Consider the following 14,538-nt stretch of genomic DNA (forward strand, 5'->3'; position numbering starts at 1 on the left):
GCCATCGGCTGATATTCGGCCATTCACCGCGCCATACGGGCGATGTAGGCGCAACCTTGGCTTAAATGCCCTGTTTGCTGGAGCCGGGCGGGTTGCGCCTGTTACCATTCGCCCCCTGTTTAATCTTCGCTTTTTATTTTTCGAGACATGCCATGACCACCGTCCGCACTCGCATCGCGCCATCGCCTACCGGGGACCCCCACGTAGGTACCGCTTACATCGCATTGTTCAACTACTGCTTTGCCAAGCAGCACGGCGGTGAGTTCATCCTGCGGATCGAAGACACTGACCAGTTGCGTTCGACCCGCGAGTCCGAACAGCAGATTTTCGACGCCCTGCGCTGGTTGGGCATCGACTGGAGCGAAGGCCCGGACGTCGGCGGCCCGCACGGTCCGTACCGTCAGAGCGAGCGCGGCGAGATTTACCAGAAGTACTGCCAGCAGCTGGTCGACCTGGGTCACGCCTTCCCGTGCTTCTGCACCGCCGAAGAGCTGGACCAGATGCGCGCCGAGCAAATGGCCCGTGGCGAAACCCCGCGTTACGACGGCCGCGCGTTGCTGCTGTCCAAGGAAGAAGTCGCGCGCCGCCTGGCCGCAGGCGAGCCGCACGTGATCCGCATGAAGGTGCCGAGCGAAGGCGTCTGCGTGGTTCCGGACATGCTGCGTGGCGATGTCGAAATCCCGTGGGACCGCATGGACATGCAAGTCCTGATGAAGACCGATGGCCTGCCGACGTACTTCCTGGCCAACGTGGTCGATGACCACCTGATGGGCATCACCCACGTGTTGCGTGGCGAAGAGTGGCTGCCATCGGCGCCGAAACTGATCCTGTTGTACGAATACTTCGGCTGGGAACAACCGGAGCTGTGCTACATGCCGCTGCTGCGCAACCCGGACAAGAGCAAGCTGTCCAAGCGCAAGAACCCGACCTCGGTGACCTTCTACGAGCGTATGGGCTTCATGCCGGAAGCCATGCTCAACTACCTGGGCCGCATGGGCTGGTCGATGCCGGACGAGCGCGAGAAGTTCTCGTTGCAGGAAATGGTCGACAACTTCGACCTCAAGCGTGTTTCCCTGGGCGGGCCGATTTTCGACATCGAGAAACTGTCCTGGCTCAACGGCCAGTGGCTGCGCGACCTGCCGGTGGAAGAGTTTGCCGCGCGGGTGCAGAAGTGGGCCTTCAATGCCGACTACATGATGAAGATAGCGCCGCACGTGCAGGGCCGCGTTGAAACCTTCAGCCAGGTCGCACCGCTGGCCGGCTTCTTCTTTGCCGGTGGGGTGAACCCGGACGCCAAGTTGTTCGAGTCCAAGAAGCTGTCCGGCGATCAGGTCCGCCAGCTGATGCAGTTGATCCTGTGGAAGCTTGAAAGCCTGCGTCAGTGGGAGAAGGACAACATCACCGCGACGATTCAGGCGGTCGTGGAATCCCTGGAGCTGAAGCTGCGTGATGCCATGCCTTTGATGTTCGCCGCGATCACGGGGCAGGCCAGCTCGGTCTCGGTGCTCGATGCGATGGAAATCCTCGGCCCGGACCTGACCCGTTTCCGCTTGCGCCAGGCGATTGACCTGTTGGGCGGCGTGTCGAAGAAAGAGAACAAGGAGTGGGAAAAGCTCTTGGGTGCGATCGCCTAAGGGCGTTCGGTTCTGTGTAGGAGCTGGCGCAGCCTGCGATCTTTTGATCTTGTTTCTAAAAGCCAACGTCAAAAGATCGCAGCCTTCGGCAGCTCCTACAGAGTTGTGTTTCATCCCGAATGCCGGATTTTCGGGGGGAGGGCGGTAAGTGGTTGTAATGTCGGCAAAAAATTTCAAATATTTTGAAAAATAAGTTTGACAGCCTTTCGATACACCCTTAAGATTCGCCCCGTCCTCAGCGATGACATCAACGATGAGGGGCTATAGCTCAGCTGGGAGAGCGCTTGCATGGCATGCAAGAGGTCGACGGTTCGATCCCGTCTAGCTCCACCAATTTACACTTCAAGGCCTGGCCACACCGGCCTTGAAGCGATCAACACTCAGCGTTGATCAGTTGTATAGAAGGGTTTGCGTCCCCTTCGTCTAGTGGCCTAGGACACCGCCCTTTCACGGCGGTAACAGGGGTTCGAGTCCCCTAGGGGACGCCAGTTTTACAGAAGCGATGTTGCAAGATTTCGCTCCGCCGCGAGGCGAAAAATCCGGGGCTATAGCTCAGCTGGGAGAGCGCTTGCATGGCATGCAAGAGGTCGACGGTTCGATCCCGTCTAGCTCCACCATTTTTACAGTTCAAGGTCTGGCCACACCGGCCTTGAATCGATCAGCTCTCAGCACTGATCAGTGGTATAGAAGGTTTTGCGTCCCCTTCGTCTAGTGGCCTAGGACACCGCCCTTTCACGGCGGTAACAGGGGTTCGAGTCCCCTAGGGGACGCCACGATTACCCGCTCTGCGGGATTTTATAAGGGTCATTCAATTATTGAATGGCCCTTTTGTTTGTCTGGCGTTTGGCCAAATCCCCCCCATTCTCCCAAACTGTTCTTCAGACCAGCGGTCACATTCTCGACTTGCAGAAAATTATTATGAGAATAATATTCTAGTCGTAATATTCGGAGGCAACGATGAACGATAAAAAAGCTCAAACCCGCGAACGCATCCTCAAGGCCGCCAGCGCAGCGCTGATTCAGCGTGGCCCGGCCGAACCGAGCGTGGGCGAAGTGATGGGCGCGGCTGGCCTGACCGTCGGCGGTTTCTATGCGCACTTCGAAAGCAAGGACGCGATGATGCTGGAGGCCTTCAAGCAATTGCTGGGTCGCCGTCGTGACTTGATTGCCGACATGGATGCCGAGTTGACCGGTGAAGAGCGTCGCGCCCTGGTCGCTGCGTTCTATCTGTCGCGCAAACATCGTGATTCCAGCGAAGCGGCGTGCCCGATCCCGGCCTCGATCGGCGAACTCGGACGTTTGCCTGAGACGTTCCGCATCGCGCTGAACGAGCATTTGGAGCTGATGGTCGCGCAGCTGGCGGCCAGTCCTGAAGATACCGATAAAGCATTGGCCGACATGGCCTTGATGGTGGGCGGTCTGGCGCTTGCACGGGCGCTGGGGCCAGGTGATTTATCCGATCGATTGCTGCGCGCTGCCAAGTCGGCGGTGCGCTGACCTGAAGGCAGGGCCTTGGGAGAGAGCGATGAGCACGTTGAAGTGGGTTCGTGGCGTTAATGGCACCTTGGGCTGGTTTGCGCCGAAACTGGTCGCCAGCAAAATGCGACTGGCGTTCATGACGCCGCGCGATACGCCACCACGTGACTGGGAGCTGCCGTTGCTGGCCAAGTCCGAACGGATCACGTTGCGTTTCGGCCTCTCGGCATTGCGTTGGGGCCAGGGACCGGCGGTGTTGTTGATGCACGGCTGGGAAGGCCGGCCAACCCAGTTTGCCAGTCTCATCACCGCGCTGGTCGATGCCGGCTACACCGTGGTGGCCCTCGATGGCCCGGCGCATGGTCGCTCGCCGGGCACCGAGGCGCATGTCGTATTGTTCGCCCGCGCCATGCTTGAAGCTGCCGCCGAATTGCCGCCGCTGCAGGCCGTCATAGGTCACTCGATGGGGGGTGCCAGCGCGATGCTTGCCGTGCAATTGGGCTTGCGCACCGAAACATTGGTCAGCATCGCCGCGCCGGCGCGGATTCTTGGGGTATTGCGCGGTTTCGCCCGATATGTGGGGCTGCCACCGAAAGCCCGTTCGGCGTTTATTCGCCAGGTCGAGAAAGACGTCGGCATGCGCGCCGCGACGCTGGATGTCGCGCACTATCAACTGGACATGCCCGGCCTGATCGTCCATGCCGAGGACGACAATTTCGTCCCGGTCAAGGAGTCGCAATTGATCCACGACGCCTGGTTCGACAGCCGCCTGTTGCGTCTGTCAGAGGGCGGTCATCAGCGGGTCCTTGCTGATCCGCGGGTGATTGATGGCGTGTTATCACTGCTGGCCGGTCGCAGCCTGCAATCGCGCCAATCGGCCTGAGCATCCGTTACACTGCGCCGGTCGACAACATCTGACCGGGAGTGGGGCATGGGCTGGGATCGGGCAACGCCATTTATCATTGATCTGCAAGTGGGCGCCGAGGACATCGACGGCCTGGGGCACGCCAACAACGCGGTGTACGTGACCTGGCTCGAACGCTGTGCCTGGCGCCACTCCCAGCGCCTGGGCCTGGACCTGGTCGAGTATCGTCGGCTGGACCGTGCGATGGCCGTGGTGCGGCACGAAATCGATTACCTGGCGGCCGCCTATGAAGGCGACGAACTGCAATTGGCGACCTGGATCGTCGATTGGGACCAGCGCCTGAAAATGACCCGCCACTTCCAGTTGAAGCGGCCCAGCGATAACTCGACGTTGCTGCGCGCGCAAACCACGTTCGTGTGCATCGAACTGTCCACGGGCAAGCCCAAGCGCATGCCGGCGGAGTTCATTGAGGGCTACGGCCCGGCCATACCCGTTTTGACCTGACATAATCCTGTGTAGGAGCTGCCGAAGGCTGCGATCTTTTGATCTTCAAGATCAAGATCAAAAGATCGCAGCCTTCGGCAGCTCCTACTTCCACGTTTTTCGTTGAGTGTGTTTTTCATGCAAATTGCTTTGGCGCCCATGGAGGGGTTGGTCGACAACATCTTGCGCGACGTACTGACCCGGGTGGGCGGTATCGATTGGTGCGTGACTGAATTCATCCGGATCAACGATCAGCTGCTGACGCCGGCCTATTTCCACAAATTCGGCCCTGAATTGCTCACCGGTGCCCGCACCGCGTCCGGCGTCCCGCTGCGCGTGCAGTTGCTGGGGTCGGACCCGGTTTGCCTGGCGGAAAATGCCGCGCTGGCCTGCGAGCTGGGTTCCGAAGTCATTGACCTGAACTTCGGTTGCCCGGCCAAGACCGTGAACAAATCCCGTGGCGGTGCGGTATTGCTCAAGGAGCCCGAGCTGCTGAACCGGATCGTCGAACATGTGCGTCGCGCCGTTCCGGCGCACATCCCGGTGACCGCCAAGATGCGCCTGGGCTTCGACAGCCCGGACGGTTCGCTGGTGTGTGCCACGGCCCTGGCCGAGGGGGGCGCGGAGCACATTGTGGTTCACGCACGGACCAAGACCGACGGCTACAAGCCACCGGCGCACTGGGAGTGGATTCCCAGGGTGCAGGATGTGGTCAAGGTGCCGGTGTTTGCCAATGGCGATATTTGGTGCGTGGAAGACTGGCGCCGTTGCCGCGAGATCAGTGGCGTGGAAGACATCATGCTCGGCCGTGGCCTGGTTTCGCGTCCCGACCTGGCCCGGCAAATCGCCGCGGCCCGGGCCGGTGAAGAGGTGGTCGAGATGACCTGGGCCGAGTTGTTGCCGCTGCTCCAGGACTTCTGGCTGCAGGCCAAGGCGCAAATGACGCCACGCCAATCGCCGGGTCGCCTGAAGCAATGGCTGGCGATGCTGACCCGCAATTACCCTGAGGCGGTCGAGCTGTTCACCGTGCTGCGGCGGGAGACAGAACTGGATCAGGTGTCGCGTTTGCTGGGTCTGCAAGTAGCGGAAGCGGCCTGAAAAAAACTGCAAATAATCTCTTGAAATGCAATCAGCGGTCCCTATCTAAGGGTTACGCGATGCCGAATTCGGGTCGCGGAGACAAAAAACCTTGCTGATTGTTTTCAGGAGATTTGAACCATGACTACCGCATTTTCCCTGGCGCCACTGTTCCGTTCCTCGGTGGGCTTCGACCGTTTCAACGACCTGTTCGAAACTGCCCTGCGCAACGAACCTGGCAGCACCTACCCACCCTATAACGTCGAAAAACACGGTGACGATCAATATCGCATCGTCGTGGCGGCGGCCGGTTTCCAGGAAGAAGACCTGGAGCTGCAAGTGGAGAAGGGCGTGCTGACCATCAGTGGCGGCAAACGTGATGCCAGCGAAGGCGTGACCTTCCTGCATCAAGGCATCGCCCAGCGAGCCTTCAAACTGTCCTTCCGCCTGGCGGACCACATCGAAATCAAGGCCGCCGGCCTGAGCAACGGTCTGTTGAGCATCGACCTGCTGCGGGTCATCCCGGAGGAGGCGAAAGCCAAGCGCATCCCGATCAACGGCGCGCAAAAACCGGCGCTTCAGCATTGATTCGTAGCGCCGACTGAAACAAAAAGACCCCGACCTGTCGGGGTCTTTTTTTGCCTGGCTTTTTTTCAACAGTACCTGCGGGTCAAGGCATTCACGTCCAGCCGTAGCGCACCAGGTGAAAGAAGATCGGTGCCGCAAAGCACACCGAGTCCAATCGGTCGAGCATGCCGCCATGGCCTTCGATCATGTGCCCCCAGTCCTTGACGCCACGGTCGCGCTTGATCGCCGACATCACAATCCCGCCGGCGAAGCCCAGGAGGTTGATCAGCAGCGCGATGAGCAGCGACTGCCAGGCGGTGAACGGCGTGATCCACCACAAGGCGCAGCCAATCAGCGAGGCGAGCAGGATGCCGCCGACAAAACCTTCCACGGTCTTGGACGGCGACAGGTTGGGGGCAATCTTGCGTTTGCCGAACAATTTGCCGCAGACGTACTGCAACACATCCGACATCTGCACCACGATCACCAGGTAGGCGATCAACAGCAGGTTTCGCCCTTCGTAGCCGGCGATGTCCAGGGTCAGCAGGGCGGGCACGTGGGACACGCAGAACACCGCGATCATCAGGCCCCACTGGACCTTCGAGGCGCGTTCGAGAAAGTGCGTGCTGTCGCCGCCCAGGGAGGCGAGGATCGGCAGCAGCAAAAACACGTAGACCGGAATGAAGATCGAAAACAGCCCGTACCAGTCGTAGTAAATCAGCAAATATTGCAGCGGCAATGCCAGGTAAAAGGCCGCGACCAGGGCCGGATAGTCGCTGCGGCGGGTCGGCGTCAGCGTCATGAATTCGCGCAGGGCATAGAAGGATACGAAGTAGAACAGCAGGATCACCGCAGTGGTGCCGAGCCAGAAGGCCACGCCAATCACCAGCACCATCACCCACCAGGCGTTGATCCGTGCGTTGAGGTTGTCGATCACCGGGTTGGGGCTACCGTGGCTGCGGCGCTTGAGGATGAAACCAATCGCCGAGGCCAGCAGCAGAAACGCGCCGATCCCGGCGAACAACAGCAAGGTTTGTCTATCCATGTCAGGCATGCTCCTCGGCCAGGCTCAGCAGCGCGTCGCGACTGCGTTCCAGAAAGTGCGTCTTGCTTTCGTCTTCGTCCAGGGTCAGCGCCGCGCCAAAACTGATGGTGCATAGCAGCGGCAGCGGCAAGACCCGGCCCTTGGGCATCACGCGGTTGAGGTTGGCGATCCACACGGGAATCAATTGCGCCTGGGGATACTGTCTTGCCAGGTGATACAGCCCGCTTTTGAACGGCAGCAGGCCCTCCTCGGGGTTGCGCGTGCCTTCGGGGAAGATGATCAGCGAATCGCCGTTTTCCAGGGCATCGAGCATCGGCTGCAAGGGATTGTCGGCGGGTTCCTTGCGCTCACGGTCCACCAGCACGCCATTGAACACCCGATTGATGATGTAGCGCCGCAGCGTGCTTTTCAGCCAGTAGTCCGAACCGGCCACGGGCCGGGTGAGGGGGCGCAGGGTCGGCGGCAGCGAGGCCCACAGCAGGACGAAATCGCCATGGCTGCTGTGGTTGGCGAAGTAGATACGCTGGACCGGTTCCGGCGCACAACCGAGCCACAGGCTGCGCGCGCCGGTGAGGAGGCGGGCGGCAGAGGTGATGAGGGTGGCAACCACGGGTTCGAGCATGAAACCTCCTTATCCGGCAAGTGTCAGCCAGGGGCTGGCGAGGATGAAAGCCAGGGCCAGCAGGGCCTGGACAGCCACCAGCAGAGCCTGGCGACGTAACAGTCCGAGGGCGCCGGCGATGCGTTCGCTCCAGGGGCGGCCGCCACGCTCGGCGGGTTGCAGGTTCAGCGCCGCCAGCGCCGCATCCAGGGACGCGGTCTGCCCGGCGAGGTCGGGCGCGCTCGCCGCCAGGTGCTGGAACAGGTCGGCATCGAACGCGACCCGCAGTGCCCAGTATTTTTGCCACAGGCCAAGCACCAGCAGGGCGCAGGCGCAGCCCGGGCCCCAGAACCCTGGGCTCGGCATGACGTACGCACCCAGGCCGAGCAAGGCCCCGAGCAGGGTGAGCCCGGTGGACAGTCGATCCAGCGACTCGCCACGGCGCAACAGGCTGGCGGTCACCTGCAGCTGCATTTCAATGGACACGGCGGCTCTCCCTGTCGGTCAGCGACTGCTCCAGCGCCTGTCGCTGAAGGGGGCGCAGGATGATCCCGGGTCGCGCACGCTTAATCAGCACAATCGCTTCATCGACACTGGCGGCCCGCCCGCTATACAGCAACCACGCGGCGACTGCGGTGGCGCTGCGTGAGAAACCCAGGGCACAGCAGACCAACAGCGGGCCATGCTGGCGCAGGGTCTCGATGGCCCTGGCCGCTTCCTGGCATTGCAGAGGCGTGGGCGCTGTCAGGTCCAGCACCGGCAACGAGCGATAGGCAACGCCGTCGGGGTTCAGCGACAGCTCGGCACACAGGTCCAGGACCGCGGTGAAAGGGCTGCGCTTGAGCTGCGTTCGGGTCGGTAGGCGCCCCAGCCAGACGTTATCGATGACCTGATCGGGCTGCGGGCTGTGGCGGGTCCACCAGCGTGAGTTAAGCCAGGCGGCCGCCAGGTAAGGCGCAAACAGCCAGCGTGCGGCGGTGGACAGGCGCCCATTGGCTTGTTTCTGAAAACCGCCCGCGCCCAGCCATGCGTAGTTGAGTGCTACGAGCAGCAAGGCCAGCGCCGGCCACATCAGCCACAGCCAGGCCCCTTTGAAACTGAAGGCCAGGACCGTGAAAACGGCTGCGCCCGACAGGTAACACAGCGCCAGCCACCAGCGTTTTCCCTGTGTCGCCAGGCGGGCTTGGCGCAGCGGGCAGGCGCCTTCCAGTGGCCACAGCCAGACGCACAGCCAGCCCAGCAGGGCGCCGGTGGGCAGGTCGATGAAGTGGTGCTGGTACGTGGTCAGCACCGACATCCCGATCAGTGCGAACCAGCCATGCATCAGCGCACGCCAGACGCCGTGCAAGTGCCGTTGATAGCAGGTCCACAACACCACCAGCAAGGCAATGTGCAACGACGGCGCCTGATTGAAGGGCTTGTCGAAGCCTGCAAGGACATCGAACAGCCAGCCGAACACGCCATCGAGTTCGGGGCGGGCGAAGGTGAAGCGCAATGGCCAGATCAGGAAGCAACTGACGGCGATCAATTGCGCGGTCAGCAGGCGCAGGGCATGACGCTTGAGTGCCTGGCGACTGTTCGGCAGCAACAATGACAGGCCGTAGAGCAGGTCGATGGACCAGTACGGCACGATGCTCCAGGCCCAGAACGGCATATGGGTTTCCCAGGCGAACACCAGGCTGCCGACGTCGCCACGCTGCGTGGTGACCCAGGTGGCGAAGCCGTAGGTGCCGAAAAACAACGGCGCCAGGAGCAATAGCCAGAGCACCGCCGGCTTGAGCAAGCCGGGTTCGCGTACCGTCAGTGCGTCGTGACGCATCACGACACCCGTTGCGCGACAGACACGCTGAAGATGCCCCATTCATCGACGCGCATGTCGACCTTGCGAAACCCCGCCGCTTCCACCAGTTGATCCATTTCCAGCTGGGTGCGGCGGCGCATGACCCAGGCCTGGCCTTCGCGGTGGCTGGTCAGGGCGCGGGCGATCAGTTCCAGTTGCGGGTGCCAGGGCTGGCCGGTGTAGATCAGATAACCGCCCGGTTCCACGGCGTCGGCCAGTCCGGCCAGGGAGGCACCGACCATGCGGTTGTCGGCGAACAACTCGTAGAGGCCGGACACCACCGCCAGGGTCGGTTGGGGATCGAGTGCGGCGAGGTCGTCGCGATCGAAGGCATCGCCCTTGACGAATCGGGCGATGGTCTCCAGGCCTTTTTCGCGGATCAGCGCGCTGCCGTCACGCACATTGATGTCGCTGTAGTCGCGCAACAGGATCGACTCGGGCAGCGGATCGACGCCCTGCAAGGCTTCAAGAATGTAGCGCCCGTGCCCGGCCGCGATATCGACGATGCGCACCTCGCGGCCCTGCTCACGCAGTTGCGCCATGGTCAGGCGCAATAGCTCCTCGACATGAAGCTTGCGCTGGCGGATGCCGCGCCAGCCGATGGAGTCCAGGTAATTGCGATCGATCAGGCGGCCGACGCCCGAGGTGCCGGTGGGGGTGTTGCGGTAGACATAGTCCAGTGTGCTTCCGGAGTCGAAGCCGGTGTCGAACCCCAGCTTGATCCCGGACGACAGCCGGCTGCCCAGGCGCATGCTGGCGCGGGTCATGCGCCAGTACAGGCCGGCCAGGGAGTTGCGCGGCAACGGTGTCGCCAGTCGCTCGGATTCGGCGCAGGTCAGGCCGAGGCGGTCGGCGTTGAGCAAAGAGGGGCGCTCGGGGGCTTGCTCGAAGTTCTCCAGAATGAAACGCCGCGCACTGGCGATGGCTGGTGCGCGATCCCTTTCGCCCAGGGTGTCGTGGAAGAATCCTGGCAGGACATGTTTTTCCTTGCGCGGGCTGCCCAGGCGCTCGAAGAACTGTTCCTGGGGTTGGCGATGCACCACGAAGTCGGCACCGGAGATCAGCAGCTGCGTGGGTATCTGGATGGCCTGGGCATCGGCCACCACGCGTTCGGCGGCTTCATAAAGACCGAGCAGGACATTCACCGAAATGGCCTTGGTGATCAGCGGGTCGTTGTCATAGCTGGCGACGCGTTGCGGGTCATGACTGAGAAAGCGCGCCTTCACGTAGCTGTTGACGAAAAAATTGCCACGAAACCGCCGCATCAACGCCAGGCCCTGGCGGGCGAACGGCACGTAGAGCTTGACCTTGAACGCGGGTGATGCCAGAACCAGCGAGCGAATACGGGGGGCGTAATCGTGAGCCCAGGTGGCCACGATAACGGCGCCGACACTCTGGGCAATCACGGCGAGGTTTTCTTCTTCGATCAGGTAGGTCGTGCCCAGGTGCTCGCAGAAGGTCTGCACGTCCCGCACGCTGGTGGCAAAACCGGGGCTGTCGCCACGGGCGCCCGGAGAGAGGCCGTGGCCCCGGGCATCCCAGGCGAAGAAGTCGAAGCCGGGCAGGTCCAGCTCGTCCACCAGGTGGGCGATGCGCCCTGAATGTTCATGGCCACGGTGAAACAACACGACGGCTTTGCGCGGTTCGCCCGGGGCAGGGGTCGCGGGCCAGTGTCGGTAGAACAGTTCCACGCCGTCGTGGGTGGTGAAGGTCTGGTGCAGAGCTTCGCGCATTGCCATTTCCTTATGCTGAAGGGCTGTCGGGTTGTACTTCCTTGAGGCCCTGTCGAACCCGGTTGACCAGCGTGCAGATCAACAGCGCCGCGAGTATCGCGAACACGCCGTTGATCCACGGCGCACCGAGCCAGCCCGGCGCGATGGCGGCGGCCACCACCCCCAGCACGAAGGCCCGGTCACTTTTGCCCATCGGCCCGTCATAGCGTCGCGAAGCGCCCACCATCGGCCCCAGCACGCCGGTGTATTCGCTGAACAGGGCGAGCAGGGTTACCAGCAGCACCAGCCACAGGCTGACGCCCGGCAACAGGGCAAAAGGAAGAATCAGGGCGCAGTCCGCGACAATGTCGCAGAGCTCATTGAGATAGGCCCCCAGGCGCGACTGCTGGTTGAATTCCCGGGCGAGCATGCCGTCGATGGCGTTCAGCGCCATGCGCGCGATCATCCAGGCCGGAACCAGCGCAAACACCCAGGGATGTTGCGCCAGGCTGGCGATGAACAGGCCCACCACCACCGAGCCGACGCCGGCAATCAGGGTGATCTGGTTGGCGGTGGTGCCGTTGCTGAACAGTCGTCGAACCAGTGGCCGCAGGAGGTTTTGAAACGCAGGTTTGATCTGGTAGATGCTGGGCACGTCGATGGGATCTCGGCCAGTGGGAGAGGGAGGGTTGGCGTTTGTCAGTGTAGATGGCTTCTTGCGGCACCCCTGAAAATGCAAAACGCCCGATGCAAGGCATCGGGCGTCAGGTGTTCATGCGCAGGCTTCAACGCTGGCCGGTGAACTCCGTCGTACTGACAGCACGTGGATGCCGGGACGAGAACAGCAAGCCTCCGGTAATCTGCCAGATCACCGCAAACGCGCCCACCAGGAACACGATGTCGCCGAAGGTGCGGACCCAGCGCAGGGTTTGCAGCAGGTCCTGCTGCATGAACGCTTCGCTGCGGGCGTACCACAAGCCCTGGCTGGCGCTGGCGTAGAACTGCAGGATGCCGATGGGCAACAGGCTGGTGACGATCATCAGCATCAGGCCGCCGTTGAGCCACCAGAAACCGGTGTTCATCAGGCGATCGTTGAACTGCAGGTTCGGCCGCAGGTAGCGCAGGATCAACAGGCAGAAGCCCAGCGCCAGCGAGCCGTACACCCCGAACAACGCCGCGTGCGCATGCAGTGGCGTGGTGTTCAGGCCCTGGATGTAATACAGCGAGATCGGCGGGTTGATCAGGAAGCCGAACACCCCGGCGCCGAGCATGTTCCAGAACGCGGTCGCGATGAAGAACTGCAACGGCCAGCGAATCCGCGCCATCCACGGCGCGCGCTCCTTGAGGCGCCAGTTTTCCCAGGCTTCGTAGCCCAGCAGGATCAGGGGCACTACTTCCAGGGCGCTGAAGGTGGCGCCCACGGCCATCACTGGCGTGGTGGTGCCGGCAAAGTAGATGTGGTGGAAGGTGCCGGGTACGCCGCCGAGCATGAACAGCGAGGCCGACCCCAGGGTCGCGGTAGTGGCCAGGCGCTTGGAGACCAGTCCCATGCTGGTGAAGATGAACGCCAGGGCGGTGGTGGCGAACACTTCGAAGAAGCCCTCGACCCACAGATGCACCACCCACCAGCGCCAGTATTCCATGACCGACAGGTTGGTACGCTCGCCATAAAACAGGCCGGCGCCGTAGAACAGGCCGATGGCAATCACCGAGCAAGCCAGCAACGCCAGCAGGTTTTTATCGCCGGGCTGGCGCAGGGCAGGGACCATCGCGCGCAACATCAGCACCAGCCAGAACACGATCCCGGCGAACTTGGCGATTTGCCACAAGCGGCCCAGGTCGACGTATTCGTAGCCCTGGTGACCGAGCCAGAAGCTCCATTGCTGCGGCATCAGCTGGGCGATGGCGAGGAAGTTGCCGGCGTAGGAGCCGACGACCACCAGCACCAGCGCCCAGAACAGGATGTCAACGCCGAGCTTCTGCCATTTCGGGTCCTTGCCGCCGTTGATGAACGGCGCCAGGAACAACCCGGCCGCGAGGAACCCGGTGGCGATCCAGAACATCGCGCTCTGCAAATGCCAGGTCCGGGTCAGCGAGTAGGGGAACCATTTCGACAGCGGCAGGCCGTAGAAATCCTGGCCCTCGACGGTGTAGTGCGCGGTCACGCCGCCCATCAATACCTGGAAGCCGAACAACGCACCGACCAGCAGCAAGTATTTGCCCAAGGCCTTTTGCGACGGCGTGAGTTTGATCAGGCTCAGCGGGTCCTGGCCGGGAACCCTGGGCTCGCCTTCTTCGTGGTTGCGCAGGAATGCCCAGCCCCAGACCAGGAAACCGATACCGGCCAGCAACACGACAATGCTGACAATCGACCAGACCATGTTCTCGGCGGTCGGCTGGTTGTCGATCAAGGGTTCGTGGGGCCAGTTGTTGGTAAAGGTCGCGGCCTGACCGTCGCGTTCGGTGGCGGCGGCCCAGGCGGTCCAGAAGAAAAAGTAGGTCATCTGCTGGCGCCGGGCGGCATCGGGCAGGGTGTTTTCTTTCATCGCAAAGCTTTCGCGGCTGCCATGCAGCGATGCATCGTCGCCGAACAGCGCGTGGTAATACGCGGCGGTTTGCGCGATGGCCTGGACGCGACGTTCGCTGAGCACCAGCGTGCCGTTGACCAGGCGGTTGCCACGGTATTCGCGCTTGAGTTGATGGCGCAACAGGGCCTGCTGATCGTCATCGATGTCCGAATACGCCTTGGCGTAGTTTTGCTGCGCGGCCAGTTCCAGCCAGGCGAGCAGCTCGCGGTGCAGCCAGTCGGCGGTCCAGTCCGGTGCCTGGTAGGCGCCATGGCCCCAGATCGAGCCCAGCTGCATGCCGCCAATGCCCTGCCATGCGGTCTGGCCGTCGAGGATGTCGGTGGAGCGGAACAGGGTTTTGCCGTCGACGCTTTGCACTTGTTCGGGAATCGGCGGCGCCTGTCGGTAGATCTCGCGACCGAACCAGCCCAGCAGGCAAAAGGTCACGCCGAGGACGCCGATCAGCGACCACCATAATTTGCGGTATTCACCCATGGATCACCTCAATGTCAAAAAAAAAGCGCCCGCATAACGGGTATGCGGGCGCAGAAAACCCGGCCCTGTGATCGGGAAGAGTGGCCGGGGCGTTGCACGGGCGAATGATCGGTTGCCGCGATCATTCATGGGCGGGGAGGGAAGTGTTGCCGCCGTCCGAATGCATGGGATCCAAT

General features: G+C 62.2%; 13 protein-coding genes and 4 tRNA genes. 10 read left to right on the plus strand and 7 right to left on the minus strand.

The features are described 5' to 3' along the window. The first annotated feature begins 152 nt into the window (after positions 1–152). From gltX to F8N66_RS15740, 10 genes are all read left to right on the plus strand, one after another. Complete coding sequence (gene gltX, locus F8N66_RS15690; protein WP_150771057.1) at positions 153–1,634, plus strand: glutamate--tRNA ligase; 1,482 nt, start codon at positions 153–155, stop codon at positions 1,632–1,634. A 257-nt stretch (positions 1,635–1,891) separates the two neighbouring features. Next, positions 1,892–1,967: transfer RNA gene (locus tag F8N66_RS15700), tRNA-Ala, on the plus strand. A gap of 79 nt (positions 1,968–2,046) precedes the next feature. Further along, positions 2,047–2,122, plus strand: a tRNA-Glu gene (locus tag F8N66_RS15705). A gap of 53 nt (positions 2,123–2,175) precedes the next feature. Then, positions 2,176–2,251, plus strand: a tRNA-Ala gene (locus F8N66_RS15710). A gap of 80 nt (positions 2,252–2,331) precedes the next feature. Continuing rightward, a tRNA-Glu gene (locus F8N66_RS15715) sits at positions 2,332–2,407 on the plus strand. Between the two features lie 184 nt (positions 2,408–2,591). Beyond that, the gene (locus F8N66_RS15720; protein ID WP_150771058.1) at positions 2,592–3,131 is read left to right on the plus strand and encodes a TetR/AcrR family transcriptional regulator; all 540 of its coding nucleotides are present in this window, start codon (positions 2,592–2,594) and stop codon (positions 3,129–3,131) included. Positions 3,132–3,159: 28 nt separating this feature from the next. Then, positions 3,160–3,993, plus strand: a complete 834-nt coding sequence (locus tag F8N66_RS15725) for an alpha/beta fold hydrolase (protein WP_150771059.1) — start codon at positions 3,160–3,162, stop codon at positions 3,991–3,993. Positions 3,994–4,041: 48 nt separating this feature from the next. Next, a complete protein-coding gene (locus tag F8N66_RS15730) occupies positions 4,042–4,479 on the plus strand; it encodes an acyl-CoA thioesterase (RefSeq protein WP_150771060.1) in 438 nt (145 codons plus the stop codon). 117 nt (positions 4,480–4,596) lie between these two features. After that, positions 4,597–5,556, plus strand: coding sequence for a tRNA dihydrouridine synthase (locus F8N66_RS15735; protein WP_150771061.1), 960 nt, complete (start codon positions 4,597–4,599; stop codon positions 5,554–5,556). A 120-nt stretch (positions 5,557–5,676) separates the two neighbouring features. Then, positions 5,677–6,123, plus strand: coding sequence for an Hsp20 family protein (locus tag F8N66_RS15740; RefSeq protein WP_150771062.1), 447 nt, complete (start codon positions 5,677–5,679; stop codon positions 6,121–6,123). A 91-nt stretch (positions 6,124–6,214) separates the two neighbouring features. On the opposite strand, the gene F8N66_RS15745 is transcribed toward F8N66_RS15740, so the two are convergent. From F8N66_RS15745 to F8N66_RS15775, 7 genes are all read right to left on the minus strand, one after another. Next, positions 6,215–7,147 (minus strand): phosphatidate cytidylyltransferase, encoded by a 933-nt coding sequence (locus F8N66_RS15745; protein ID WP_150771063.1) that lies wholly within the window; start codon positions 7,145–7,147, stop codon positions 6,215–6,217. A 1-nt stretch (position 7,148) separates the two neighbouring features. Then, the gene (locus F8N66_RS15750; RefSeq protein ID WP_150771064.1) at positions 7,149–7,769 is read right to left on the minus strand and encodes a lysophospholipid acyltransferase family protein; all 621 of its coding nucleotides are present in this window, start codon (positions 7,767–7,769) and stop codon (positions 7,149–7,151) included. Between the two features lie 9 nt (positions 7,770–7,778). Then, a complete protein-coding gene (locus tag F8N66_RS15755; RefSeq protein WP_150771065.1) occupies positions 7,779–8,234 on the minus strand; it encodes a hypothetical protein in 456 nt (151 codons plus the stop codon). Beyond that, positions 8,224–9,567 (minus strand): phosphatase PAP2/dual specificity phosphatase family protein, encoded by a 1,344-nt coding sequence (locus F8N66_RS15760; RefSeq protein ID WP_150771066.1) that lies wholly within the window; start codon positions 9,565–9,567, stop codon positions 8,224–8,226. The genes F8N66_RS15755 and F8N66_RS15760 overlap by 11 nt, the downstream gene beginning before the upstream one ends. Next, on the minus strand, positions 9,567–11,321 hold the full coding sequence (locus F8N66_RS15765) for a bifunctional alpha/beta hydrolase/class I SAM-dependent methyltransferase (RefSeq protein WP_150771067.1): 1,755 nt from the start codon (positions 11,319–11,321) through the stop codon (positions 9,567–9,569). Before F8N66_RS15765 ends, F8N66_RS15760 begins: the two co-directional genes overlap by 1 nt. Before the next feature lie 10 nt (positions 11,322–11,331). After that, a complete protein-coding gene (locus F8N66_RS15770) occupies positions 11,332–11,955 on the minus strand; it encodes a CDP-alcohol phosphatidyltransferase family protein (RefSeq protein WP_150771068.1) in 624 nt (207 codons plus the stop codon). A 130-nt stretch (positions 11,956–12,085) separates the two neighbouring features. Next, positions 12,086–14,362, minus strand: coding sequence for a nitric-oxide reductase large subunit (locus tag F8N66_RS15775; RefSeq protein ID WP_150771069.1), 2,277 nt, complete (start codon positions 14,360–14,362; stop codon positions 12,086–12,088). Positions 14,363–14,538: the final 176 nt, after the last annotated feature.

The sequence above is a fragment of the Pseudomonas fluorescens genome (assembly GCF_902498195.1).
In the GTDB taxonomy this organism is placed as follows: Bacteria; Pseudomonadota; Gammaproteobacteria; order Pseudomonadales; family Pseudomonadaceae; genus Aquipseudomonas; species Aquipseudomonas fluorescens_BU.